This window comes from Monashia sp. HAY1-11D, from assembly GCF_056868035.1.
The window spans coordinates 1656633-1681914 of the sequence record NZ_CP200320.1 but is presented as its reverse complement, the minus strand read 5'-3'; the positions used below and the strand labels follow the sequence as shown (position 1 = coordinate 1681914).

Annotated in this window: 21 protein-coding genes; 8 read left to right on the top strand and 13 right to left on the bottom strand. The window is 73.4% G+C overall.

What is annotated here, in order from left to right; all coding sequences use genetic code 11:
• Positions 1-68 precede the first annotated feature (68 nt).
• A complete protein-coding gene (locus tag AC1VM9_RS07740; RefSeq protein WP_483122188.1) occupies positions 69-689 on the top strand; it encodes an MSMEG_6728 family protein in 621 nt (206 codons plus the stop codon).
• 108 nt (positions 690-797) lie between these two features.
• Here the strand turns inward: AC1VM9_RS07740 and AC1VM9_RS07735 are convergent, their stop codons facing one another.
• The 4 genes from AC1VM9_RS07735 to AC1VM9_RS07720 are packed head-to-tail and all read right to left on the bottom strand — an operon-like array spanning position 798 to position 3850.
• Positions 798-2132 (bottom strand): MATE family efflux transporter, encoded by a 1335-nt coding sequence (locus AC1VM9_RS07735; RefSeq protein ID WP_483122186.1) that lies wholly within the window; start codon positions 2130-2132, stop codon positions 798-800.
• Positions 2129-2875 carry a DNA alkylation repair protein gene (locus AC1VM9_RS07730; protein WP_483122184.1) on the bottom strand — a complete coding sequence of 249 codons (747 nt, stop codon included), beginning with the start codon at positions 2873-2875 and terminating at the stop codon, positions 2129-2131. Before AC1VM9_RS07730 ends, AC1VM9_RS07735 begins: the two co-directional genes overlap by 4 nt.
• On the bottom strand, positions 2872-3549 hold the full coding sequence (locus AC1VM9_RS07725) for a class I SAM-dependent methyltransferase (protein ID WP_483122183.1): 678 nt from the start codon (positions 3547-3549) through the stop codon (positions 2872-2874). The genes AC1VM9_RS07730 and AC1VM9_RS07725 overlap by 4 nt, the downstream gene beginning before the upstream one ends.
• A gap of 25 nt (positions 3550-3574) precedes the next feature.
• Positions 3575-3850 (bottom strand): DUF2277 domain-containing protein, encoded by a 276-nt coding sequence (locus AC1VM9_RS07720; RefSeq protein ID WP_483122181.1) that lies wholly within the window; start codon positions 3848-3850, stop codon positions 3575-3577.
• Between the two features lie 124 nt (positions 3851-3974).
• On the opposite strand from AC1VM9_RS07720, the gene AC1VM9_RS07715 reads away from it, so the two are divergent.
• From AC1VM9_RS07715 to dnaB, 3 genes are all read left to right on the top strand, one after another.
• Complete coding sequence (locus tag AC1VM9_RS07715) at positions 3975-5102, top strand: ROK family transcriptional regulator (RefSeq protein WP_483122179.1); 1128 nt, start codon at positions 3975-3977, stop codon at positions 5100-5102.
• Between the two features lie 227 nt (positions 5103-5329).
• The gene (locus AC1VM9_RS07710; protein WP_483122177.1) at positions 5330-6145 is read left to right on the top strand and encodes a glucosamine-6-phosphate deaminase; all 816 of its coding nucleotides are present in this window, start codon (positions 5330-5332) and stop codon (positions 6143-6145) included.
• A gap of 399 nt (positions 6146-6544) precedes the next feature.
• Positions 6545-7930, top strand: coding sequence for a replicative DNA helicase (dnaB, locus tag AC1VM9_RS07705; RefSeq protein WP_481341717.1), 1386 nt, complete (start codon positions 6545-6547; stop codon positions 7928-7930).
• A 30-nt stretch (positions 7931-7960) separates the two neighbouring features.
• On the opposite strand, the gene AC1VM9_RS07700 is transcribed toward dnaB, so the two are convergent.
• From AC1VM9_RS07700 to AC1VM9_RS07690, 3 genes are all read right to left on the bottom strand, one after another.
• On the bottom strand, positions 7961-8860 hold the full coding sequence (locus tag AC1VM9_RS07700) for a hypothetical protein (RefSeq protein ID WP_483122175.1): 900 nt from the start codon (positions 8858-8860) through the stop codon (positions 7961-7963).
• A gap of 56 nt (positions 8861-8916) precedes the next feature.
• Positions 8917-9711 (bottom strand): HNH endonuclease family protein, encoded by a 795-nt coding sequence (locus AC1VM9_RS07695; RefSeq protein WP_483122173.1) that lies wholly within the window; start codon positions 9709-9711, stop codon positions 8917-8919.
• A gap of 576 nt (positions 9712-10287) precedes the next feature.
• Positions 10288-11292 carry a helix-turn-helix transcriptional regulator gene (locus AC1VM9_RS07690; protein ID WP_483122171.1) on the bottom strand — a complete coding sequence of 335 codons (1005 nt, stop codon included), beginning with the start codon at positions 11290-11292 and terminating at the stop codon, positions 10288-10290.
• A gap of 85 nt (positions 11293-11377) precedes the next feature.
• Between AC1VM9_RS07690 and AC1VM9_RS07685 the strand changes: the two genes are divergently transcribed.
• Positions 11378-11887, top strand: coding sequence for a GNAT family N-acetyltransferase (locus tag AC1VM9_RS07685; protein WP_481345614.1), 510 nt, complete (start codon positions 11378-11380; stop codon positions 11885-11887).
• Positions 11888-11984: 97 nt separating this feature from the next.
• A complete protein-coding gene (locus AC1VM9_RS07680) occupies positions 11985-13328 on the top strand; it encodes a C1 family peptidase (RefSeq protein WP_483122169.1) in 1344 nt (447 codons plus the stop codon).
• Positions 13329-13680: 352 nt separating this feature from the next.
• On the opposite strand, the gene AC1VM9_RS07675 is transcribed toward AC1VM9_RS07680, so the two are convergent.
• Positions 13681-14853: an alpha/beta hydrolase family protein gene (locus tag AC1VM9_RS07675; RefSeq protein ID WP_483122167.1), complete on the bottom strand. Its 1173-nt coding sequence runs from the start codon at positions 14851-14853 to the stop codon at positions 13681-13683.
• A 62-nt stretch (positions 14854-14915) separates the two neighbouring features.
• Positions 14916-16235: a glycoside hydrolase family 76 protein gene (locus AC1VM9_RS07670; protein WP_483122166.1), complete on the bottom strand. Its 1320-nt coding sequence runs from the start codon at positions 16233-16235 to the stop codon at positions 14916-14918.
• A gap of 119 nt (positions 16236-16354) precedes the next feature.
• Here AC1VM9_RS07670 and AC1VM9_RS07665 point away from each other — a divergent pair, with 119 nt between their 5' ends.
• Positions 16355-17287 carry an alpha/beta fold hydrolase gene (locus tag AC1VM9_RS07665; protein WP_483122164.1) on the top strand — a complete coding sequence of 311 codons (933 nt, stop codon included), beginning with the start codon at positions 16355-16357 and terminating at the stop codon, positions 17285-17287.
• Between the two features lie 312 nt (positions 17288-17599).
• Entirely contained in the window at positions 17600-18829 is a 1230-nt protein-coding gene (locus tag AC1VM9_RS07660; RefSeq protein WP_483122162.1) for an SGNH/GDSL hydrolase family protein, read from the top strand.
• On the opposite strand, the gene AC1VM9_RS07655 is transcribed toward AC1VM9_RS07660, so the two are convergent.
• The 4 genes from AC1VM9_RS07655 to AC1VM9_RS07640 all read right to left on the bottom strand — a co-directional run bounded on the left by AC1VM9_RS07655 (position 18745) and on the right by AC1VM9_RS07640 (position 25174).
• Positions 18745-19548 carry a hypothetical protein gene (locus AC1VM9_RS07655; RefSeq protein WP_483122161.1) on the bottom strand — a complete coding sequence of 268 codons (804 nt, stop codon included), beginning with the start codon at positions 19546-19548 and terminating at the stop codon, positions 18745-18747. The two genes, AC1VM9_RS07660 and AC1VM9_RS07655, sit on opposite strands and share 85 nt — an antisense overlap.
• A gap of 116 nt (positions 19549-19664) precedes the next feature.
• Complete coding sequence (locus AC1VM9_RS07650; protein WP_481346438.1) at positions 19665-20132, bottom strand: GNAT family N-acetyltransferase; 468 nt, start codon at positions 20130-20132, stop codon at positions 19665-19667.
• Between the two features lie 29 nt (positions 20133-20161).
• Positions 20162-21262 carry a DUF429 domain-containing protein gene (locus AC1VM9_RS07645; protein ID WP_483122158.1) on the bottom strand — a complete coding sequence of 367 codons (1101 nt, stop codon included), beginning with the start codon at positions 21260-21262 and terminating at the stop codon, positions 20162-20164.
• Between the two features lie 174 nt (positions 21263-21436).
• Positions 21437-25174, bottom strand: coding sequence for a hypothetical protein (locus AC1VM9_RS07640; protein WP_483122156.1), 3738 nt, complete (start codon positions 25172-25174; stop codon positions 21437-21439).
• Positions 25175-25282 lie beyond the last annotated feature (108 nt).

Below are 25282 nucleotides of genomic sequence, written 5' to 3'. Positions count from 1 at the left end.
CCGCCGTGGGTATGCCGCTGGGGTCGCGTCGTCGCCGACGCCACGTCCGTCCGACCGGCAGGAGCCCTGTGCAGACCTTCGTGCCCCACCCCGACTTCGCGGCCACGGCGCGCGCGCTCGACCAGCGTCGGCTCGGCAAGCAGCGTGTCGAGGTCATCCAGATCGTCCGGGCGCTCACCGTGCCGGGGTACGCGTGGGCGTCGCACCCGGCGGTCCTCATGTGGAAGGGCTACGAGGAGGCGCTCGGCCGCTACGGCCTGGCGATGTGCGAGGAGTGGGTGGCGCGCGGCTTCGACGACTCGTGCGCGGCGACCATCGTCGCGGACCTGAGGGCTGCCGGCGTCACGCGGCTGCGCGGCTACGAGGAACTGCGCGCGGGCGGTGGGCTGCCGCCCTGGCTGTTCGACGACGAGGTGGCCCGCAGCCACCGTTCCGCGCTCGTGCGCAAGGACCCCGAGCACTACGGCCCGCTCTTCCCGGACGTGCCACCGGACCTGCCCTACGTGTGGCCGGTGCGCTCGGAGGCGGTGCTCGAGCGGGAACGTCGTCGGGTGGCCGCCGCTCGGCGTCGGGCCGAGGCGGCCGAGCGTCGGGCCGAGCAGCAGCGGGAGGCGAGCCGACGGCGTCGCAGCGCAGCGGCGAAGAAGGCGTGGCTGACGCGTCGGGACAACCGTCACGGGAACACCTGACCGGCGCCGGCCCTCGGGGGTGGGCGAAGGGACCGGCACCCGAGGCGCGTACGAGGCTCGACGCGGCGCTCCAAGGCGCTACCTCGCGCTACCTGGCGCCATGTGGCGCTACGTCGCGCCGACGACCATCCAGTCGTCCTGGCGGCCCCGCCACCACAGGCCGGCGCCGCGGACCACCATGAACAGCGTGAACGCGAGCCACAGGACGACGACGTCGTGCACCGCCGAGCCGGTCGGCCCCACCGCCCGCACCGCGAGGACCACCGGCAGGTAGGCGAGGAGCGTCACGACCATGCCCCCGGCCAGCCAGCGGCCGTCGCCGGCGCCGATGAGCACGCCGTCGAGGACGAAGACGTAGCCGGCCACCGCCTGGCCGAGTCCGACGACGACGAGGGCCGCGCCGAGCGCGTCGCGCACCGCGGGGTCGCCGGTGAACAGAGCCGGCAGGACCCCGTGCAGCGCCGTCACGACGAGACCGACCGCGAGGCCGCCCCACACCCCCCAGCGGACCATCGTGCCCATGGCGGCGCGGACGCCTTCGCGGTCACCCGCGCCGAGGGCGCGGCCGGTGATGGCCTGGGCCGCGATGGCCAGCGCGTCGAGGGCGAAGGCGAGGAACGACCACACCGTCATCGCCACCTGGTGCGCTGCGAGGGTGACGTCGCCGAGCGACGCGGCCACCCACGTCGTGAGGAGCAGCGTGGCGCGGAGGGCGAGCGTACGCACGAGCAGCGGGACGCCGGTGCGCGCAGCGGCCAGGACGCGTCCCGGATGGGGCCGCAGGTTGGCGTGGCGTGCACGCGCCTTGACGAGCAGGGCGGTGACGAGCCCCGCTGCCATGCCGGTCTGGGCGATGACGGTGCCCCAGGCGGATCCGGCGATGCCCCAGTGCAACCCGTAGACGAAGGTGAGGTTGAGTGCGAGGTTCGCGCCGAACCCGACGACCGACGCGACGAGCGGGGTCGTCGTGTCCTGGAGCCCGCGGAGCACGCCGGTGACGGCGAGCACCACGAGCATCGCGGGCAGGCCGAGCGCGGAGATGCGCAGGTACGTCGTCGCCTGCTCGAGGACCTCCGGGGACGCGCCGAACGCGGCACAGATCGGGCGGGCCGCGAGGGCGGTGAGCACCGCCGTGCCCGCGCCGAGGCCGAGGGCGAGCCACAGGCCGTCGATGCCGGCGCCGATGGCCGCGCGGTCGTCGCCGGCGCCGAGGTGGCGGGCGACGACGCTCGTCGTGCCGTAGGCCAGGAAGACGAAGATGCCGGCAGCGGTCACGAGAGCCGCGCTCGCCACCCCGAGTCCGGCCAGCTGCGCCGTGCCGAGGTGGCCGACGATCGCCGAGTCGGCCAGGAGGAAGAGCGGCTCGGCGATGAGGGCCAGGAACGCCGGGACGGCGAGCCGGAGGATGTCGCGACGGTGCGTCGTCGGTGCGGGGGCGCTCATGCCTGCGCCACCCGGGCGGCGGACGGGGCGTCGACCGTGGGCGGGCCGAGGTGCTTGAGGGCCTCGCGGCGGGACAGTCCGGACAGGCCGGGATGCGCGGACACGAACGCGCGCACCCACGCGGGGTCGTGGCGCGCGTGGTCGCGCAGCGCCCAGCCGATCGCCTTGCGGATGAAGAAGTCCCGGTCCGCGATGTTCGCCTCGATGGTGGCGGTGAGCAGGTCCTGGTCGAGGCGCGGCCCCGCACCGACCTGGCAGATGATCGAGGCTCGCCGCACCCACATCGAGTCGCTGCCGGACCAGTCGCGCATCCGCAACCCCTCGACCTGCGGAGCGCCGGCGAGCGTGTCGCGCACGAGGTGGGTCGCGATGTCGTCGACGACGTCCCACCAGGCGCCGGCGCGGATCAGCCTCTCCCACAACGGCATCGCGTCGCTGTCGACCCAGTGCCGGTACGCCGGGTGACGCGCGAGGGCGAGGGCGGCGTACCACTGCTCACGGAGGGTGGCGGTGCGCCAGAGCTGCTCGATGGTGGCTTGCCACTGTTCGCGCGACTCCATCCGGAGGCGGGGGTCGCGCAGGAGGGGAGTCAGTGCGGCCTTGAGCCGGGGCGAGGTGAGCCCGGCGGACGGCAGCGCCGACTTCATGTAGCGCTGCTGGCCCGCGGCGCGCTCCGCGTCGGCGCCGGCGAGCAGAACGGTCCGCACCTCCGAGGCCAGGGCGGGGTGCGGTCCGGTCCTCATTGCTCCACGGTAGCGGCCGGGTCCGACGCCGCCGGCCCGTGATCGAAGCGTGAGCGCTTGACCGCGCGGCCGAGGTAGCCGAAGACCCACGGGCGCATGAGGCGGGGCAGGGGCGCATACGCCCGCTCGACCTCGACGAGGGCCAGTCCGGACCCCTCGACGAGCCGGTCGATCGGACGCGTCAGGTGGCACCCGTCGAACACGCGCCTCTGCAGGGGCTCGAGACGGCGCTGCCACCGACGCACGCCCTCGTCCGGGGCGACGCCGTGCTCGAGGAAGTGCAGGGTGCCGCCCTCCTTCAGCACGCGCCGCACCTCGTCGAGGGCCGCCGTCACGTCCGGGATCGTGCACAGGGTGAAGGTCGACAGGACCGCGTCGACGCTGGCGTCCGGGAGGCTGAGGCGTTGCCCGTCGAGGTCGCCGCGGACGATGGGGACCGAGCTGCGCGAGCGTCGCCCGGCTCCCAGCCGCCACCCCACGTCCGAGGGCTCGACCGCGACGATGCGCGTCACGGCGTCCGGGTAGAGGCCGACGTTGAGGCCACTGCCGAACCCGAGCTCGACGACGTCACCGCGCAGACCTTCGCAGGCGCGGGAGCGCAGTGCCCGGATGGACTCGTCCTCGCCACCGGCCGCGACGAGGCGCGGCGTCACCTGCTCGGCCCAGAAGCCCACGGCGCCCGCCCGCCGGCGTCGGCCGTCAGGCCGGGGTGCCGAAGCGGACGGCGTTGCGGGCGCGGGCCCGTTCGCGCTCGACGTCGCGGTCCTTGGGCGGGGCGCTCGTCGTCAGGTGGTCGAGCAGGTGCTGGGTGGCGTGGGCGATCGCCTCGACGGCCTCGTCGAAGGCGTGCTGGTTGGTCTGGCTGGGCCGGGTGCTGCCGCTCACCTTGCGCACGTACTGGAGGGCGGCGGCGCGGACCTCGTCGCTCGTGGCGGGCGGCTCGAAGTTGTGGAGCTGTCGGATGTTGCGGCACATGCTCCGAGGGTATGTCGCCCCGCCGTCGGGCAGCGCGTTCGCGGGCCGCGACGGCCGTCCGGGCGGGCGGATCTGTCGTGTGGGGCCTTGCGGACATGGAAGTTCGTAAAGTTTACTAACCTCCATGACGACCGCCCCGCCCCGCGCCGGACGCGTGTCCCCGCGCACCGCCGTGCTCCCCGCTCACGGCCGCCGGCACAACCTGTCGCTCGTGCTCCAGCTGCTCTACTCGGTCGGCGCGATGAGCCGTGCCGACCTCGCCCGCCGTCTGGGCATGAGCAAGGTGACCGTCTCGGACCTCGTCGCCGAGCTCGTCGACAGCGGCCACGCCGTCGAGCTCGGCCCCTCCGACGAGGTGCGCCCCGGCAAGCCGGCCCTGCTCGTCGACGTCAACCGCACCGGCCTGCAGGCCATCGGGGTCGACCTCGCGGCCCACGAGGTGCTCCGCGGCGCCGTCATGGACCTCGACGGCACCATCCTCGTGCGCGCCGAGCGCCCCATCGGCGAGGACTCCGGCCAGGCCGTCCTCGACTCCGTGCTCGACCTCGTCCACGAGCTCGTCGGGGCCGCGACGGCGCCGATCCTCGGGATCGGCATCGGCACCCCCGGCATCGTGGGCCCCGAGGGCGCCATCGACACCGCGCCCAACCTCGGCTGGACCGACGTGCCCCTGCGCGACGTCGTCGCCGGTGCCACCGACCTGCCCGTCTTCGTCGTCAACGACGCCGACGCCGCCGTGCACGCGCACTACACGCTCGGCGACGGCGGCGACGACCTCGTGCTCGTCAAGATCGGTCGCGGCGTCGGTGGTGGTGTCATCGTCGGCGGCCACCGCGTCCGCGGGGCCCACTTCGCCGCCGGCGAGATCGGGCACGTCACCGTCGGCACCGACGGCGGCGCACCCTGTCGGTGCGGCAAGGTCGGCTGCCTCGAGACGTGGGTGTCCGCCCCGCACCTGGAGAAGGCGCTCGCGACCTCGGGCGACGAGGCGCCCCTGCGGGAGGCCGGCGAGCGGCTCGGCATCGCCCTCGCTCCCGTCGTCGCCGCGCTCGACCTGTCCGAGGTCGTGCTGTCCGGACCCGAGCACCTCGTCGGAGGCGCGCTGCGGGACGCCGTGGAGGAGACGCTCCGTGCCCGCCTGCTCGCCCGGCCCGAGGCCGACCTGAGCGTCCGCCTCGCCGACCGGTCCGACGACATCGTCCTGCGCGGTGCCGCCGTCCTCGTCCTCTGGGAGCAGCTCGGCGTCGCCTGACGCTGAGCCAACCGCCGCTTCCCGGCCCGCCCGGGGCCTCACGCTCGGACCCTCACGCCCGGACCCTCACGCCGGATCCTCTCGCCCGCATCCCTCTCGGCCCCAGCCACCACCGCACGTTCCCGGAAGGCACCACGAATGACGACCCAGCAGCGCCTCATGACGGTGACAGCCGTCGCCGCCTCCCGGCCGGACAGGACCGGCCGCTCCGGCGAGCAGGTGGGCTGATGGAGGTCATCGTCCTGCCGACGCCTGCCGACGTCGCCCGGCGCGCCGCCCAGGCCGTCCTGGTCGGGCTCACCGACGCCGGGCGGCCCGAACCCGTGCTCGGGCTCGCGACCGGGTCCTCGCCGCTGGGGCTCTACGCCGAGCTCTCGCGGGCGGTCGAGGACGGCCGCCTCGACCTGCGACGGGCCCACGGCTTCGCCCTGGACGAGTACGTCGGTCTGCCCGAGGGCCATCCGGAGTCCTACCGCCAGGTGCTCCTGCGTGAGGTCTGCGAACCGCTCGGGCTGCCCCCGGAGCGGCTCCACGTCCCGGACGGGTCCGGCACCACCGAACGCGAGCTCGCTTCGGGGGCAAGGGAGTACGAGCGAGAGATCCTGGCCGTGGGTGGCGTCGACGTGCAGATCCTCGGCATCGGCGCCAACGGTCACCTCGGGTTCAACGAGCCCGGCTCGTCTCTCGCCTCGCGGACCCGCGTCAAGCGGCTGTCGGACCGCACGCGCCGGGACAACGCCCGCTTCTTCGGCGACGACGTCGACGCCGTCCCGACCCACTGCGTCACGCAGGGCCTCGGTACCGTCCTCGACGCGCGTCGGCTCGTCCTCGTCGCCTCCGGCGCCGGCAAGGCGGCCGCCGTGGCCGCGGCCGTCGAGGGGCCGCTGTCGGCGTCGTGTCCCGCGTCGGTGATCCAGTGGCACGCCGACGCCGTCGTCGTCCTCGACGAGGCGGCCGCGGCGGGGCTGCGCAACCGCGACTACTACAACGCCTCGGCCGCGGGTCTGGCCGAACCGACCACGCGACGATCCACGAGGTGGTAAAGGGAGTCCCCGCAGTTGTTCACGGGTGGCGGCTCCAGCTTCTGTGGACAACCCCACAGGGTCGTGGAATCTCTCCTCCACACCCCGTGGACGCTCGTCGTCGCAGGTCAGAGTGGGTGTGCGGAGATCGGGCGGACGCCTCCCCACAGTTGTGCACACACCTTGTCCACACCTGTTGACGGCGTGTCGCGGATCGTCGTCCACCGGTTGTCCACAGGCAGGAGACGATGCCCCCCGCCCCCAGGTTGTCCGTGCCGCCGCAGCCGCCCTACGGTGTGTCGGTGCTCTTGGGAGGGCGGCACGACTCGACGGACTCGGGTCCTGTCGGCGCCTGTCGGTGGATGGGTGTCTACTGAAGTTGCACCGATGTAGTTCCGTGAGTCAGGGGAAGGTGGGTCCGTGTCGCTCGACGAGCTGAGCACCAGCGCGTTCGCGTCGTCGACACGTGAGGCGGGCCCGCCCGACGACCGGCTCCCGCCGCAGGACGTCGGCGCCGAGCAGTCCGTCCTCGGCGGCATGCTCCTGTCCAAGGACGCCATCGCCGACTGTGTCGAGCAGCTCAAGGGCACCGACTTCTACCGGCCCGCGCACGAGCTCATCTACGACGCGATCCTCGACCTCTACGGGCGCGGTGAGCCCGCCGACGCCATCACCGTCTCGGACGAGCTGACCAAGCGCGGCGACCTCACCCGCGTCGGCGGCCAGGCCTACCTGCACCAGCTCATCGCGTCGGTGCCCACCGCCGCCAACGCCGGCTACTACGCCCAGATCGTCGCCGAACGCGCCGTCCTCCGTCGCCTCGTCGAGGCCGGCACCCGCATCGTCCAGCTGGGGTACGCCCAGGGCGGCGGTGACGTCGAGGACATCGTCAACGCGGCCCAGGCCGAGGTCTACGCCGTCGCCGACAAGCGCGGCGGCGAGGACTACCACGCCATCGGCGACATCATCGAGGCAACGGTCGACGAGATCGAGGTGGCCTCCGGCCGTTCCGGCGAGATGACCGGTGTCCCAACGGGGTTCACCGATCTCGATGCCCTGACCAACGGTCTGCACCCCGGCCAGATGATCGTCATCGCCGCTCGACCGGCCATGGGCAAGAGCACGATCGGGCTCGACATCGTCCGGTCGGCGGCGATCAAGCACAAGATGGCCGCCGTCGTCTTCAGCCTCGAGATGAGCCGCACCGAGATCACGATGCGCATGCTCTCGGCCGAGGCCGGCATCCAGCTCCAGCACATGCGCAAGGGCACGATGCGTGAGGAGGACTGGACGCGGCTGGCCTCGACCATGGGCCGGGTCTCCGACGCGCCCCTGTTCATCGACGACTCGCCCAACATGTCGCTCATGGAGATCCGCGCCAAGTGCCGACGGCTCAAGCAGCGGCACAACCTCAAGCTCGTCGTCATCGACTACCTGCAGCTCATGTCGAGCGGCAAGCGCGTCGAGTCCCGTCAGCAAGAGGTCTCGGAGTTCTCACGTGCTCTCAAGCTGCTCGCCAAGGAGCTCGAGGTGCCCGTCATCGCCATCTCGCAGCTGAACCGTGGCCCCGAGCAGCGCACCGACAAGAAGCCCGCGATGAGCGACCTGCGCGAGTCGGGCTCGATCGAGCAGGACGCCGACATGGTCATCCTCCTGCACCGTGAGGCCGCCTACGAGCGCGACAGCCCCCGCGAGGGCGAGGCCGACCTCATCGTGGCCAAGCACCGAAACGGTCCGACGGACACCATCGTCGTCGCCTTCCAGGGCCACTTCAGCCGGTTCCAGAACATGGCGACGAACTTCTAGGCCCGTCCGGTGCCCGGGGATGCCGCCGGCTCAGGGGTGGGCGGCGGCCCGGATGCGTCGACGCACCTCGTGCAGCGCGGCGGCTGCTGACGGGGCCGTGCGCGGGGGGTCGGTCAGCCAGTCCATGAGCGAGTGGTCGTCGGCGGTGACGCCGGCGAGGTCGTCGGCGGCCGCCGCGGCCACGAGAGCCCCGGCGCGCGGCACCGGCAGGGCCTCGCCGAGCGCCGACACGGCCCACGCGTCGGCCTGCACGAGCAGGCCGTCGTCGACGTGACGGCGACGGCCCGCTGCCAGGGCGTCCCGAGCCGCGGGCAGGGCGCCGACCGCGTCGTCGCCGACGGCGGCCCGCACCTCGAGGACCAGCTCGTGCAGGTGGGTCTCCAGCAACCACGAGGGCATGCCGCGTCCGGCGAGCACGCCCGAGAGCCACCGCACCTGACGCGTCGCCCGGTCCTCGCCGAGGGGCGCCAGCGAGATGAGCCACGCCGAGTCGCTGCTCGCGAAACGCGACCCCCTCTCGCCGTACCGCACGCGGTAGTAGGGCATCTGCTCGAAGGAACGCTGTGCGGCGCGGACGGCGGCACGCAGCAGCGTCGCGTCGGTCGTCATCCGGTACGTACCGGCGTCGGGGTTGATGACGCCGGCGTCGACGGACTGGCCGGAGGCGCGCCGGGCCAGTCCGGCGATCACGTGGCGCTCGGCCTCCGCGACGAGGGTCGCGACCGCGGCGGCGTCCGAGCCCGGGACGGTCCGGCCCTCGAGGGCAGCCCGCAGCGTCTGCGCGTCGGTCGAGCCGGTAGCGACGACGAGCCGCTCGACGCCGACGACCGCGGCCACGAGCGCGGGGTCCTCCAGCGCGCCGGTGGCGGTGCGTCCGGTCTGGGCGACCAGGAGCTGTCGTGCCTCGCGAGCGCGCCCGGGGTCGGTCATGCCGGGCATTCTCGCGCGCCGGGCGCTCGCCTCACGAGTCACCTTCGCGAGTCGCCTCACGAGTCACCTGACGGGCGGGCGCACGCGGTGAGGAGGCGTGACACCTGGGCCTTCTCCGCGGCAGTAACCCAGAGGTGGTACCGGGTCTTCACCGCCACCTGGCGCGCCACGTACGTGCAGCGGAAGGCGCGGTTCGGTGGGAGCCACGAGGCTGCGTCCGAGTCCCGCTTGGCACTGTTGGTGGGGCCGTCGACGGCCAGGAGGTTGAGGGGGTCGTTGGCCAGGGCGGTGCGCTGAGCCGCGGACAGCCGCCGGGCGCCCTTGACCCACGCGTCGCCCAGCGCCACGACGTGGTCGATCTGGACCTGCGACGACGTCGACGCGCCCCGGTGGAACAGGATGACGCGTCCGGTGTAGGGGTCGGCGAGACGCCCCGACAGCACGACGCAGTCGTGCGTTCCCGGCTTCACGCGCGCGGAGGCGAGGTCGCGGCGCAGCACGTCGTTGCGCGTGTCGCAGCCGTTGTGTCCACCCGCCACGTCGACGTCGTCGTTCCACGCGGGCCCGAACTGATCGCGGGCATACCCGGTCTTCGGCGCGCGGCCCTTGACGGGCAGCCGGTCGAGCAGGGCCAGGGCGGCGCGGGCCTGCGCCGGTGTCGTGGCCGGAGTGCTCGTGACCTGGGTGCTCGCGGGCGCGGGCGTCGTCGGGAGTGTCCCGTGAGCGTCGACGCGGGTCGACGCGTGTGGCCGCCCACCGGGCGACCACGGGCTCGAGTTCGGGAGCCCGCAACCCCCGAGGAGCACGGAGGCGGTGGCGGCTGAGACGAGCAGGCGGGAGCGGCGGGGCACGATGGGACACCCTGCCACACAGGCGATTACAGGTCGCGGCGCCGCGCCGTCCTGCTGGCCCTCCGGCGTCGCGTGGGCGGGGACGTCGCTGCTCAGCGTTGCTCCGCCTGGCGAGCCGGTCCCGGGACGAGGCGGGGTGCGGGGCGCCGTCGGCGTTGCTCCGCCCGGTGAACCGGCGGTGGGCTGAGGTCGGATTGGCGTGCGCAGTCGGCGTTGCTCCGCCTGGTGAACCGGCGGTGGGCTGAGGTCGGGTTGGCGTGCGCAGTCGGCGTTGCTCCGCCTGGCGAACCAGTCCTCGGGCGGGCCGGGGTGCGCGGGCAGTCGGCGTTGCTCCGCCTGGTGAACCGGTCGGGGACGGGGTGGGGCCGTCGGGCCGGTCCATGGGCTGCGCCTGGGCGGCGGGGCCCGGACCCGCGGGCCCTGCCGGGGCGGCGTCGTTTGGCTCGCCACGCGGAGCAATGCTGAGCGGGCGAGGTGAGGTCCCGTGGCTCGTCGGCGCGCCGCATGCGCCCTGCCACCCCTCCCGTGGCCGGACGTCGTTCGTCGGGAACCGGTCCGATGGGGACGCCAGGAGGGCTACCCGGCCTGCTGGCCTCCGGTGACCGGGTGCCCGGCCTCGAGCAGCCGGCGACCGAGCACGCACACTGCCTCCCGGAGCTCCGGCCCCTCCGCGACGTGGAAGGACGCCGGAAGCCGGGTCAGCTGCTCGGCGTACCAGACGGGGTTGCTCGTCGAGCCGACGAGCCGGGTGTGATCCTCACCCTCCGGCTCGAGCCGGCCGAGCCCGCGGGGCAGGGCCGCGCGCACCGTGGCCAGCGGGGCGTCGACGACGACGTCGGTCAGGTACTCCCACCCGACCGACAGGTGCTCCTCGAGCATCGCGACCGGTTCGAGATCGACCGGCGGGGTGAACTGGTCGGAGAGCACCACGACCCGAAGGACCCGGTCGACGCGGAACGTGCGCACCTCGCCACCGGGGCGGCGTCGACACAGCACGTACCAACGCCCGTGGCGCACGACGACGGCCCAGGGCTCGACCTCCATGTCCCACTCGGACCCGGCCTCGGACCGGTACGACAGGCGGACGACGAGCCGGTCGGCGCAGGCCCCGACGAGGGTGCTCGTCGTGCCCGGGTCCGGGCGCACCGCTGCGTGGTCCGGTGCGGGTGCCGTCGTGCGCCGTACCGCCTCGGCCTGCCGGGCCACCGGCTCGGGCAGCGCCCGCACGATCTTGCCGAGCGCGCTGCCGACAGGGTCCGTCGGGTCGCCGGCCTCGTGGTGGCCGTCGAGGACGGCCATGACGAGGCCGAGCGCCTCGGGTGCGCTGAACACGAGCGGCGGCAGGCGCAGCCCGCGCCCGACCCGGTAGCCGCCGTACGGTCCGCGTTCGGACTCGATGGGGATGCCGGCCTCACGCAGGATGCCGACGTAGCGCCGGGTCGCCCGCTCGGACACGTCGAGCTTCTCCGCGAGCCGGTCCGCAGAGATGCCGGGACTGCCCTGGATGAGCTCCAGGGTGAGCAGCGCCCGCGAGGTGGGGCTCGTCTCGTCGCGCACGTCGACCTCCGGTCCCGGACGCATCACGTCCGGAAATCAGCCTAGCGGCGGCGTCCGCCGGGCCGGTGGTGTCCCGGAGCCGGAGGGCCGGCCGCGTTAGCCTGCACTGATGACCCGGACCGTCCGTGGACTCGACCGACCCGGCGACGACGACCTGCTCCAGGCCCTCCTCGAGACCGACCCCGGCTACGCCGAGCGCGTCACCGGCTACCCGCCCGGACCGAGCGACGGCTACTCGACCCTGACGATCGTTCCGCCCGACTTCGACCCCGCCGACAAACACGTCCTCGGCCTGTTCGACGGGGAACGGCTCGTCGCGGCCGCCGACGTGCTGCACGGCTACCCGGCACCCGGCACGGCGTTCGTCGGACTCCTGCTCGTCGACGCCAGCACCCGGGGCCGTGGCCTCGGCCGCGCCATGCACGACGAGGTCGTGCGCCTCGCCCGCGAGTGGGGCGACGTCGGCACGCTGCGGCTGGCCGTCGTCGACACGAACGCGGACGTCGCCGCCCCGTTCTGGCACAGCCTCGGGTACCGCCCGACCGGGGAGACGCGCCCCTGGGTCTACGACAAGCTCGAGTCGACGTCCCGGCTCTGGGAGCGCCCGCTCGACGGTTGACCGCGAGACCGGTCGATGCCGCGTCCGCACCGTCCCCGGGGAGCGGACCGCGGCGTAGGGTCGAGGCACCGCCACCCCGTTCCTCGAAGGAGTCCGCATGCCCCGTGACCTCGCCCCCGACGTCCTCGAGCGGTTCGCCAAGGCCTTCGAGGCCGACGCCACCGCGCGGCTCCTGCAGAACGCGGTCACGAAGACGCAGGTCGACGACGTCGCACTCGACCGCCGGGTCGTGACGAGCATCGACCACTCGGTCTCGCACCTGCTCGACGACTGGACCGCCACGTCGCAGGAGAAGAGCGGCCGCTGCTGGCTCTTCGCCGGTACGAACCTCCTGCGCGCCGGCGCGGCCAAGAAGCTCGGCGTCAAGGACTTCGAGTTCTCGCAGAACCACCTGCTCTTCTTCGACAAGCTGGAGAAGGCCAACCACTGGCTCGAGTCGATCCTGGCCACCGCCGACCGCGACGTCGACGACCGCACCGTGGCCCACCTGCTCGCGACGCCGAGCGAGGACGGTGGGCAGTGGAACATGTTCGTCGCGCTCGTCCTCAAGCACGGGCTCGTGCCGAAGACCGCGATGCCGGAGACCGCCTCCTCCGGCACCACGCGCGCGATGAACCGTGACCTCGCCACGGTGCTGCGCCAGGCCGCTCGCGACCTGCGGGCCCGGGCCGCCGCCGGTGCCACGCCGGACGAGCTGGCCGAGGCCAAGGAGGACGTGCTCGCCACGGTGCACCGGCTGCTGTCCATCCACCTCGGCACTCCGCCCGAGTCGTTCCTGTGGCAGTGGAAGGACTCCGACAAGGGCTTCCACCGCGCGGGCACGATGACGCCCCTCGAGTTCGCGGAGGCGTACGTCACCGTGCCGCTCGCGGACTACGTCTGCATCGTCAACGACCCGCGTCCGGCCAACCCGTACGGCCGCACGTACACGGTCGAGCACCTGGGAAACGTCGTCGGCGCCCCACCGGTCACCTACCTCAACGTCGAGACAGACCTCATGAAGTCGCTCGCGTCCCGCGCCATCGTCGGCGGGGAACCCGTCTGGTTCGGCTGCGACACCGGTCAGATGTCCAACGCCGACCTCGGTCTCTGGGACGCCGGCCTCTACGACCGCGCCGCCGTCTACGGCACGACACCCGACCTCGACAAGGCCGACCGCCTGCTGCACCACGAGTCGCTCATGACGCACGCGATGCTCTTCACCGGCGTCGACCTCGTCGAGGACGTGCCGCGTCGGTGGCGCGTCGAGAACAGCTGGGGCACCGAGAAGGGCGACAAGGGGTTCATGACGATGAACGACAACTGGTTCGGCGAGCACGTCTTCGAGATCGCCGTGCGTCGCGACGCGCTCCCGGAGGAGCTGCGTGCGGCGCTCGACGCCGAGCCGGTCGTCCTGCCGGCGTGGGACCCCATGGGCGCTCTCGCGACGTCCCACCGGTAACAACAGTCACGTACACATCACCAGCCCCAGCGAATCTCCTTGTTGCTGAGGCGATTTCGTCGGACCCCCGCGCCCGTTCGTCAGGTTTGTCCGATCTTGCAGGACTCTTGCAGAAATTCTGAGGGCAAGGCCGGTTGCGACTTGCAGTTCGTCCGGAAAAGTATGGGTCATCGGGGAGGGAACGAACCGGGGAGCCGACCAGGGGTGGGATCGGCGCCAAGGGGGGACATCGTTCCGGCTCCGTTGGGGGAGGGGGATGTGAACGGGGTGGGTTCCGCAGGGGGATGCGGACCCACCCCGTACTCATGTCCGGAGCCGGACACGAAGCGGGCGTCGGCCCGAGGCCCCGGCGTCAGCCCAGCCGGGCGTCGAGGAAGGCCGTCGTGCGCCGGATCGATAGCGGCCACTGCGTCGTGAAGGTGTGTCGCTGGCCCGGGTAGACGTCGTACGTCACGTCCTTGCCCGCCGCCCGGAGCGCCCGGACGGTCTCGGCCGACCAGGTGATCGGGCAGTCCTCGTCCGCCGTCCCGTGGTGGATGAGCACCGGGTCGGTGATCCGCGCGAAGTACGTCCGTGGGCTCGTCGTGGCCCACCGTGCCGGCTGCGCCTCGGGGGTGCCGAGCCGGGCGATGACCTTGCGGGCCACGCCCGCCCGGCCGGGGTCTCGGCGTACCCACCGGTCGAAGTTGTCGACGGTGTCCGAGCTCACCGGTGAGTAGGCCACGGCCGCTCGGAAGAGCCCCGGCCGCACGACGAGCGCCGAGTAGACGACTCCGCCACCCATCGACCGACCGACGAGGGCGATGCGGTGCGGGTCGACGACCTGCGCCTTCTTCAGGGCCAGCGCTGCGTTGATGGCGTCGGCGGTGTAGCCCGCGCGCAGGTTCGCGTCGTTGTCGGGGTCTGTGTCGGACTGGGCGTGGTTGCGGTAGTCGATGTGCAGCGTCACGTATCCGTGCCGGGCCAGGTAGTCGCGCTCGCGCAGCATCGTCTCGCCGTTGGTGTACTCGGCCGGGTCGACGTAGCCGTGCGCGAGGACGACCGCCGGGAACGGACCCTTCCCGCGCGGGATGTTGATGCGGCCGGAGATCGTCAACCCGTTGCTCTCGTAGGTCGCGTAGAACTGTCGGTACGCCTCGGTGCTGCCGCGCTCGCGGCCGAGCCGGAGGTTGCCGCCCTCGTACCGGGCCGCGATGTGGGCCGGGAGGGAGGCCGGGTCGGCCGTGGCCGGGCGCGCTCCCGGGCCGGGTGTCGGCGGAGCCGGACGCGTCGCCGGTGGCGCGGACCCGGCGCTCGACGTCGGGCCCGAGGTCGGGCTCGACGTCGTGCCCTGTGTCGTGCCCTGTGTCGTGCCCGACGTCGCACCGCGCGTCGACGGCGTCGTGGTGGTGTCCGGTGAGGCGCCGGTGCACGCGGATGCGGCGAGGACGGCGGCCAGGGTGGCCGAGGCGCCGACGTGCCGGACCCTGTCGAACCGGCTCGGCCCACCGGACCAGGGTGTGGTGACGCGTCGAGGTCCTCCCATCCCCCGAGTCTGGCCCGCCCGAGCCCGATGCGCACCCGCCCCGTCGGTGCTGCCGACGGGCCTCAGGCCAGCCGGGCGGCCGCTTCGAGCACGGTCCACGCCTGCAGCTGTGGGGACAGCTCGAGACCTTGGGGAGGGGGAAGGGTGGTCGAGGCCGGTCGGAGCGGGTCGAGCGAGAACACCGTCGCAGGGCCACGTCGCCCGACCCGTCGGCCGGCGTCGCGCCCGGCCCAGAAGGCGTCCGCCGTGTCGTGGACGAGCCGAGAGGCGGTCGACCGGGCCGACGCGTCGAGCTGGTCGGTGTCCGCCGCGAGCGCGAGGTAGCGGGCGAGGATGCCGGTGAACAGGCCGCCGTCCCCCGCCCCATGGGTCCGCAGGACGCGGGCGACATCCGGCACGTCCGGCGCGTCCGGCGCGTCCTGCACGTCCTGGACGTCCGGGCGGGCGGAGGTGTCGGGCGCGTCGAGGGCCCGGGATGCCGTGAGCCCGGCGTCTATCGCCGCGACGAGCGCGGCTGCGCGGGCGAGGCTCTCGGGGTCGCCGACCGTGACGAGCGCGCCGAGGACGGTGCCCTGGTTGTAGCTCCACACGTCGGGCACGAGCACCTCTGCGCCCTCGCGCAGCCGGATGCCGTCGGCGAAGAGCCCGGAGTCGGGGGACCAGAGCCGCTCGTAGGCCCAGTCGAGGATGCGGCGCGCGGAGTCGAGGTCGCCGAGCCGGGCCAGGTGGAGGGCCGCGGGCCCGCTCGCGGGGACGTTCTTGAGGTCGCGGTCGGTGCTCCAGAAAAGGCCGCCACCGACGTCGTCGGTCAGCGCCGAGCGCAGCTCGGCCGTCAGCGCGCGCCGCACCGACCGGAGCCGGCGGTGACCGCGTCGTCGTTCGACGAACCGGTGCAGCCGGCCCAGGCGTCCGGCTGCCAGGGCGAGCCAGGCCATGTCGTCGTAGAACTCGTTGGTCCAGCGGCCGCCGTTGCGAAGCCGGACCGTGGCGAGGGCCCGGTCGCCACGGGCCGCCGCGGCGGCCGCGCCGGCGAGGTCGCCCGCACGCAGTCGGCGCAGTCCCGCGTCGACGACGGCGTCGAGGTGGTGAGCCTGCCACCAGTAGTGCCAGGGGCCGCGCAGGCCGCCGAGCGAGCCGTCGCCCCGCCCGGCGGGAGCGCGCACGCGGGCCAGCGTCGTTGCCGGCAGCCCGGCGAGCGGCCTGCTGAAGAGCAGCTGCACCGACCGCTGTGCCTCGTCCGCGCGAGCCCCCGCGACCACGGCGTCGGTCTCCCTCGCGGGCCGCGCGCCCGCGGAGGACAGGCGGCCGGACATGCCGGGTGCGGACGCGTCCGGAGGGGACGCGCCGGCTGGGGAGGTCTCGGATGCGGAGGCGTCGGCCACGCAGCGACGGTACCGGCAGGGTGCGAGCGGACCATGGGACGTACCCGTGTGCAAGGCTCACCACGGCGGCGACGTGCTCGCGCGCCGGGTGGAACACCTCCGAGGAAGGGCGAGGTCCAGTGACCGATCGGGTGACCCACGGGTCGGACCCCTCCGTCCCTGAACCACCGGTCGTCCGCGAGCTCGACGTCGAGGCGCCCGACGGCTCGGTGCTGCACGCCTACGACACGGGCGCGCCGGAAGGGGTGGCGGACCCGCCCGTCGTCGTGTGGTTCCACGGCACCCCGAACATCGGACCACCGCCCGTGCCCCTGTTCCCGGCCGGGCGACGCCACGGCGTCCGGTGGGTCGGCTACGACCGGCCCGGCTACGGCGGGTCGACGCCGCGACCGGACCGCTCCGTCGGATCTGCCGCCGACGACGTGCGACGCGTCCTCGACCACCTCGGCGTCGGCACGTTCTCGGCGATGGGCCACTCCGGCGGTGGGTCGCACGTCCTCGCCGCGGCGGCTCTGCTCCCCACCCGGGTCCGGTCCGCCGTCGCCATCTCGCCCGTGGCGCCGTACGGGCCTGCGACGGCCGCCGGGATCGACTGGTTCGCCGGGATGGCACCGGGTGGCGAGGCGTCGCTGCGGGCCGCGGTGGCCGGCAGGGCGGCGAAGGAGCGTCACGAGGCGGCCGGGGCCGGGGGTCCCCAGCCGTCGGCCGCGGACCTCGGCTTCCTCCCCGCCGACGAGGCGATGTTCGCCGGGCCGTGGGGCTGGTTCGGGTCGGTCGTCGGTCCGGCGGTCGCGGCCGGACCCGCGCCGGTCGTGGACGACGACCTCGCCTACGTGCGCGACTGGGGTTTCGACCCTGCCGAGGTCACGGCACCCACGCTCGTCGTGCACGGCGAGGCCGACCGCATGGTGCCGGCCTCGCACGGGCGATGGCTCGCCGGTCGGGTGCCGGGCGCCGAGCTGTGGGTGGAGCCCGGCGCCGGGCACATCTCGGTGCTGGCGCGCGCCGAGGACGCCCTCGGCTGGCTCGTGGAGCACGCCCGCGCCGGCTGAGTCACCGGAACAGCCGTGAGCCCGGGACGTCGGGGTTGAACGCCCAGAGGGTGTAGTCGTCGAGCCACCGGATGATCGCCCTGATGCGGTTCATCGCTCCTCCTTCGCGGTGGGTGCCGCGCCGACCCGTCCCGGCGGCCCCATCGCGGCCACCCGAGGGAGCCGACCCCCTCATCATCACCCCGGGACGTCACGCCGTCGTGAGCTCGACGTGACATCCCGGTGACGGCGCCTCGGGCCGGGAGCGCGTGACCTCAGGCCCCCGGGCGTCGTTGGGAAACTCGAGACCGTCACCGGACGAAGGAGTCCCACGTGCACCGCTCCGCCCGCCGCCTGTCCCGGCCCGCACGGGTCGCCGCAGTGGCGCTCGCGCTCGCCGCCACGGGCCTGACGACCGCGCCCGGCGTGACGGACGCCTCCGCCACGCCGTCGCGACAGGTCGTCCAGCTCGGGGACTCCTACTCGGCCGGCAACGGGACCGGAACCTATGAGGAACGCACGTGCTACCGCTCGCCCGACAACTACGGGGCCCAGGTCGCTGCGGCGATCGGCGCGAGCTACACGAACGTCGCCTGCAGCGGCGGGGTCGTCGCCGACATCCTCGAGCCACGCGACCTCGGCGACCCCTCGACGAAGACCGCCACCTACCCGATCGACCCGGCGACCTACCCCGACCAGCAGGCCGAGTGGCTGCGCCGGGCCCGGGTGGCGCGCCTGTGCGGCGTCCCCGCCCAGCCCGACTTCGACTACCGCTACACGTTCCTCGCGGGTGTCGGGGTCGGCAGCCTCTACACCGGCACCGTGCAGTGCCAGCTCTACGCACGGCCGCAGATCGACGCCGTCACGCCGGACACCGACGAGGTCTTCCTCACCATCGGCGGCAACGACATCGGCTTCTCGGCGATCGTCGCCGACTGCCTCGTGGCCCGCGAGCCGACGCGGTGCAAGGCCGACCTCGACGCCGCCCGCGCCAAGGCCCCGACCATGGTGGAGCGCACCACGGAGGCACTCCGCGCGGTCGAGGCCCGATCGGGGGGTCACGCCGAGGTGTACCTGCTCAGCTACCCCTTCCTCATCGACCGCGAGAGCTACGGCATTCCCGAGGTGGCACCCACCTACGACGCCGGGGCCGCCCTCAACGACCTCCAGCGCCTCGGCGACGCCCTCCAGGCGCAGGCGGTCGCCGAGCTCGACGCCGAGCAGGGCGCCGACCGCTACCACTTCGTCGACACCGTCAAGCAGGCGTGGGGCGGCCGCGTCCACGGGCTCGACCCCCGGGTCCTCGGCGACCAGTCCTCGGCGTGGCTGGTGCCCGTCGGGTCACCGGGTCGCGACGTCGCCGAGTTCGTCCACCCGACGCAGCCGGGCTGGGACGCCACCGCGTCGGCGCTCGCGGCCGCTGTGACCCGCTCGCCGACGCGGGCGTCGAGGCCCGTACCGCGACCCGACTCAGTGCGTCAGCTGGCGGTCGTCTCGCGGACGAGGACCGATGCGGCCTTGGAGTACGCGTCCTCCGCCGCACCCTCGATCTCCTCGGGGTAGGCGTTGTAGAAGATCATCGTCAGCTCGACGTCCTCGACGGCGACGGACACCTGAGTCGCCTCGAAGCCGTCGAGGTCACCGCCCTCGGCGGTGATGCGGAAGGCGACCGCGTCGGTCCCGACATCCGGCGCGCTGACCTTGCGGACCGTCATCTTCGACGTGCCGGCCGGGACCTTGAACGTGATCGAGGGGCAGCCGGCGACGGCGCGTTCGATGCTGGCGTGGAGATCCTTCACCCGGTGCGGCGACCCCATGGCGTCGAGCATCTCGTCGATGACGAGGCCGTCGGCGCCGCTGGAGAACGTCCTCGTGGCGCCGGCCATGGAGCCCGGGACCTTCTCGGCGTTCATGAGCGTGACGAGCCGGGTGCAGCCGGCCTTCTTCGACGTGATGACGGCTGGGCCGCCCTCGGCCTCCTCCTTCTCCTCCGAGAAACCGGCGGGCAGGTCGTCGAGGGCGAGCAGCGCCTTGCGGAGCGACGCCGCGGCTCGGGTCTGCTCGACGGCCTTGGGAGGGGCGACGGGGGCCGCGCTCGTCGACGGGGCCGACGTCGGCGGCGTGCTGCCGGTCGGCGACGGCGACGTAGAGCGACCGGCGACGGTCGTCTGGGCGAACCCGGCGGCCGTCGGGGCTCCCGTCGAACCGCTGGTGCAGGCACTGGCGAGGGCCAGCGAGGTCAAGCAGAGGAGGGCGCGGGCGGCCCGCGCGTACGGCGACATGTGCCGGAGGCTAACGGTGCCGGTTGCTCCCTGTTCGCGCTTTTCGGGCGGCCATGTCCGATCGGTGACCTGTGGCCGGCGACGTCAGGTTCGCGTGGCGCGAAGGCGGCGACGCGTCACAGCTCGCGGGTCATGAAGGTGCTGTGCGGGTCGAGGCGGTAGCCCGCGAAGGGGCCGCACTCGACGAAGCCGTGCGCCGCGTACAGGGCCCGGGCCGGGGCGAAGAAACCGGCGGAGCCGGTCTCGAGGCTGAGACGCGTCAGCCCCGACCGTCTGGCCTCGTCGAGCACCTCGGCGAGCAGGGCCCGGGCGACGCCGCGGCGCTGGGCCCGGGGGGCGGTGCGCATCGACTTGACCTCGCCGTGCGACGCGTCGAGCACCTTGAGCGCACCGCAGCCGAGCACGCCGTGATCGGTGTCGCGGGCCACCCAGAACGTCACGCCCGGGGCCCGCAGGCCGTCCAGGTCGAGCGCGTGCGAGCTCTCGGGCGGCGAGATGCGGCGCAGCTCGGCGACGTGACCGTCGAGGAGCGCCACGACGGCGGGGTCGGTCAGGTCGTCACGCTCGATGCGGAACCCGGTCATGGCCCCATTCTGGCGGCCGTCCCGCCCGCTCAGCACCAGATGGCGGCGGGGAGGCCGTCGGCGAAGACCTCGGGCGGGTCGGGCACCGAGGTGGCCAGACCCGCGGCGTACCGCGCGGCCGTCCAGGCGACGGCGCACGCGTCGATGACGTCGTCGGCGGCATAGCCCGAGCCGCCGAGCACCGACGGACGGGCGATGCCGGCGGCGGCGAGGGCGGCGAGGCGCAGGTCGCGTCCCTCGTCCGTCTTCTTGCCCGGCACGATGGGTCGGCCCGCCATCGTCGCGAAGGACACCTCCGGGTGCACCTCGAGGACGCGGACCGTCGGTCGGGTGCGCAGCCACGCGTCGACCTCGAGGATCTTCTCGCGCAGCCCGAACGCCTGGGCGCCGACGCCCTGGCCGACCAGGCGCCGGTTGACGGCATCGGCCTCCTCGCGCGTCGACGCGGCGTAGGCGGCTCGGGTCAGCGTCGAAAAGACCGAGGCGGCCTTGCCGCGAATCGCCTTGCGGGCCAACGCGTCCGCTTGGCGAAGGCTGGAGTCGGGCAGCCCGATCGGGATGTCGATGCCGACGACGGCCAGGCCGAGCGACTCACGCACGAGCTCGACGAGCCCCGAGATGGTCGGCGCCACGACGACCCGCGGCCGTGGGGCGTCCGGCTCGAGCACCGCTCCCACCCACCCGGCCCGGCACGCGTCGACCCCGAGCACCGGTGCGGTCACCTCGACGGGTAGCGGCACCGGCGGCCCGGCCGTCGCCGCCGGCACCACCTGTTCCGCCCGACCGAGCGGCGGAGCCTTCGCGCTCGATCCGCGTGAGGTCTCGACCGGGTACCGCTCGGCGTTGCGCCGCGCCTTCGAGGCGAGGGCGGCGTCGAGGTCGAGGTCGAGCACGTCGGCGAGGCGCAGCACGTAGGTCAGGACGTCGGCGACCTCGTCGGCGACGTCACCCGCGCGGTCGCCGGCCATGACGGCTCGTGACTCCTCGGGGGTCATCCACTGGAAGACCTCGACGAGCTCGGCCACCTCGACGGACAACGCCATGGCGAGGTTCTTCGGGTCGTGGAAGCGGCCCCAGTCGCGCTCGTCGGCGAAGGCCCGGATGCGCTCGCGCCACGCGTCGGTGTCCATGGGCCCAGCCAACCACCCGCCGCTGGTCGGCCGGCGTCCCGCCGTGCCCCGTCGGTGCCCGGTCCGGGAGCATCCCGAGGTTTAGATGGCCGGGATGGTCAACCGCCTGGTGATCGCGAGCCCGCGAGGAGTGACGCGCGAGCGCCACGGGACGCATGCGCCCGCCGGTCGGCGTCAATGCCGGAGCACCACGCCGTCCACGTAGACGCGCTTGGACCCCACCGTCGTCAACGTGAGCGCGCCGGACCGCAACGCGCCGGCAGGCAACCAGATCACCTGCTTGACGCGCGTCGTCGTCGACGTCGCCGTGGAACGGCGACCCAGGTAGACGCCGGCGAGGCGCACGTCCAGCGTGCCGCACGTCGAGCAGGTGGTGACGACGAGTCCGACCTGGCGCGCGGTCCCCTTGGTAGACAGGACCCGGGCCGAGGTGGCAGCCGTCGTGTAGGTGCCGAGGAAGTAGGAGGCGTTCGTGCCTCGCGTCCATCCGGTGCCGGTGAGCGAGCGGTCGTCCAGCGCGACTGTCGTACACGTCTCGGACGACCACGCGCCGAGGTTGCCGACGGCGTCCCGAGCGCGCACGCCGAAGCAGTACGTGTAGCCCTTCGCGAGCGCCAGCGGGAGCGAGGTGCCGCGCAGGCCTTGCCACGACGCGGGTTGGCTCACCGCGCTGAACGACCCCGTCGGCGAAGCGTAGCGATAACGCACGTCGTAGCTCGCGACGGTGCTGCCGCCGGTGTCCGTGGCCGAGAAGCGCAGTGCGGTCGTGGTCGCGAGCAGCGCGACGGGGAGCGCCGTCGCCTTCGTGACGGGAGCGCTCGCGTCGACCGAGACGGTGCGCGCGGCGACCGTGGTGCGGCCGCCGGGTTCGACGGACCGCACCCGGACGGTGTGCGTGCCGGCGGTCAGCGTCGGAGTCTTCCACGTCGTCGTGCACGATGCGTACGCGCCCGAGTCGACGGCGCACGACAGGTCCGTGCCGGTCGGAAAGGACGTGAGACTGACGGGAACGGTCACGACGCGCCCAGTGACGGCCGGCACGGCCCCGATCGAGACCCGTCTCCCGACCCACGCCAGCACCTCCGGCTGACCGCTCGACACGAGGGACAGCTGCACCGGGGCGCCGGGCGTGCCGTCCTCGCCGACCGGGACCCGATACGTGCCGCTGGTGTAGTACGACGCGCTGAGCATGATCGAGCGCGAGTCCGGGGCCCACTGAGGCGTCCCGGCGCCGGCGAGGTCGACGGTGCGGACAGCTCCGCCGGCGAGCGGGACGATCGCCACCAGTTGGCTGCTCCCGGTCCGGTAGGTGAGCCATCGGCCGTCCGGTGACACCGTCGGCCAGTCACCGCTGGGGGATCCGGTCATCGGGCCGAGGCGTCGACCCGTGCTGGCGTCCACACGAGTCAGCGTGCCCGACAGATCATCGGCGGCAACCAGGGTCCGCGCGTCGGGCAGCCAGGTCGGTGCGCGGAGGTCGGGGACTGACGCCAGGACCGTCCCGGTCCCGGCGTCGAGGACGACACTGGTGTAGGGGCAGCAGTTGTCCGCGGGCGTCGTCCCGACGGCGATCCGCGTCCCGTCCGGTGACCAGGCGACCCGGACCACCCGCGATGCGGTGGACCACACCTTGGTCGGCGCGGTGCTGTTGTCGACCGGGTGTCGCCACAGCTCGGATCCGCCCACGGTCCAGCGGACGCTGACCATCGACCGTCCGTCCGGAGACGCGGTCGCTCCGGCCACGGCATCGGGAAGCCCGGGGACGGGCCACGCGACGGTCTGGCGGCCACCGTCGACCGCGATGCCGGCGAGCCTCGGTGCGGGCCCACCCCAGGCCACGTTGTCCTTGACCGCCAGAACGTCGACAGCGCGCGACGGCGTCACTGGCACGGATGCGGGTCCCTCACCGACCGAGTTCTCCATGGCCACGGAGTAGGTGGCCTCAGGCGGTGCGGAGGTGTCCACCGCATTCTGCGCCTGGACCGAGGTGACGGTCTCCGTGCCGTTCGACTGACGCCGGACGAGCCACCGGGTGGCGTCGAGCCCTCCGGGATCCGTGGGCAGGTCCCACGTCAGGTCGATGCCTCCGAAGGGCAACCGCAGGGCGGTGACCGCCGTGGGAGCCGTGGGCAGGCCGATGGCGTGGAGCTTGACCAGGGCCCGGTGCGAGCCCGCCGGAGTGGAGTCGGTGAAGGCCAGCGTGACGTCGCGGTCACCGCCGACCTTCGGCACGGCGCTCAGGGTGACGCTGCAGACCCCGGCCGGGGCGAGGGCGCCGCCGCAGGAGTCCGAGACGACCGACCAGTCACCCGCGCCAGAGCCGGCCAGGGTGCGGGCGCCGAGCGACACGGGTAGGTCTCCGACGTTGCTCACGTCGACCTGCGTGGTCAGCGAGGGCTCGCCGACGCGGGTGGTCGGCAGGTCGGTCCTGACGGGTGTGACGGCGAGCAGGCTCGCCTTCGCCGTCGAGTGGTAGCGGATCTGCCCGACGACCGTGCCACCGGAGCAGCCCGTCATCCGGTACGTCGCCGCCAGCGACTCGAGCACGGCGTCGGGGCTGTAGCTCAGCTCGGCCACGTCGAGGTCGGTCGGGCCGACGCACCCCACCCCCGAGATGGAGAAGTACGTGCTGAGGGGACCGAAGGGATCGTTGAGCCGGTACGTCCCGGGCCCGCGGAGCAGGGCGGGCAGACTGACGCTCATCGTGTCGGAGGTCAGTGTCCCGCCGCTGGAGCTGAGGGGAGAACGACTGATCGCCGGTGGCTGCGGAGCCGCACTCAGGTCGTCCGGGATGACGTCCCTGGTCAGCTCGTCGACGTCTCCCACGACGGCGTCGGTGGGCGGCCGGGTGCCGGTCACGGGAGAGGACGGGGCGGACTGCCCCGCGAAGTTCGCGGACACGACCGCGTAGGTCGCGGACACACCCGACGCCAGCGTGGTGTCGACCCACGTGTGCTGGGCCACGGGCAGGGTCCCCGACGCGTCCACCCACGCGCCGTCGACCTGCTTGAGCACCCGGTAGGACGCGACGTCACCGCTGGCTGCGGCCCAAGAGATCCCCTCGCCACCGCGGACGGGGAAGGGAAGGACCTGGGCGGGCGGTGACGGGGGCAGCACGGCCGTGGCGGTGATACCCGTGACGATCTGACGGCCGGGGTAGGTCACATCGCCGACCTTGACCAGGGAGAAGGACGTGCCAGCGGTGGCACGAGTGAAGCCGACGTCGACGGTGCAGCCCTCACCGGGCTCGAGAGTGCGACCGCCGCAGCCGTCGGAGACGATCGAGAAGTCGGTGACTCCCACGATGTTGGTGCCGACGGTGGCCGCCGCAAGGGTGCCGGTGGGCCCGGTGCCTGCGTTGACGAAGCGGACCGGGGTGACGGCTGGCGGTGAGACCGCGACCAGACCCATGGCGACCGGCGGGGTCCGCACGACGGCGTACGGGGTGGTGACGCCGATCCGGATGAGGCCCGACGAGTACCCGAGCGCACTGCACGACGTCCCGTACCTGGCGTAGAGCTCGGTGACCGTGTCGCCGGAGTACACGACGTGGTCGACCGCGAGGTGCCCACTGGTCAGGCCGCCGCAGATCCCGCTGATCGTGTTGTTCGTCGTCTTGCCGAGCAAGTAGTAGCCACCGGACTGCGGCAGGGTCCCGTCGCCGAGGGTCAGGGTCACGGTGGGGTTCGTCGCGTTCGTGGTCGAGAGCACGATCTGGTTCGTCGCGGACACCGTTGCCGACACGACGTCCTCCGGGCCGGAGGTGCGCGTGAAGCTGGTCTTCGAGGAGTCGAGGGCGACGACATCGCGATCGAGGATGCCGATGCTGTCGGCGGCGCTCGCGGCCGACGGTGCAACGAGCGTCGCGGCGACGACTGCGACGAGGGCGATGGCAGCGCGGCAGCGCAGCATGCGTGATTTCTCCTCCCCCATCCCCCCTGCGGGGAGGGCGGCTCACTGTAACCGCCGCCCAGCCCCCTCGGGGCCGGTTGCGCGAACATCCCGTCGACACCTCGCCGG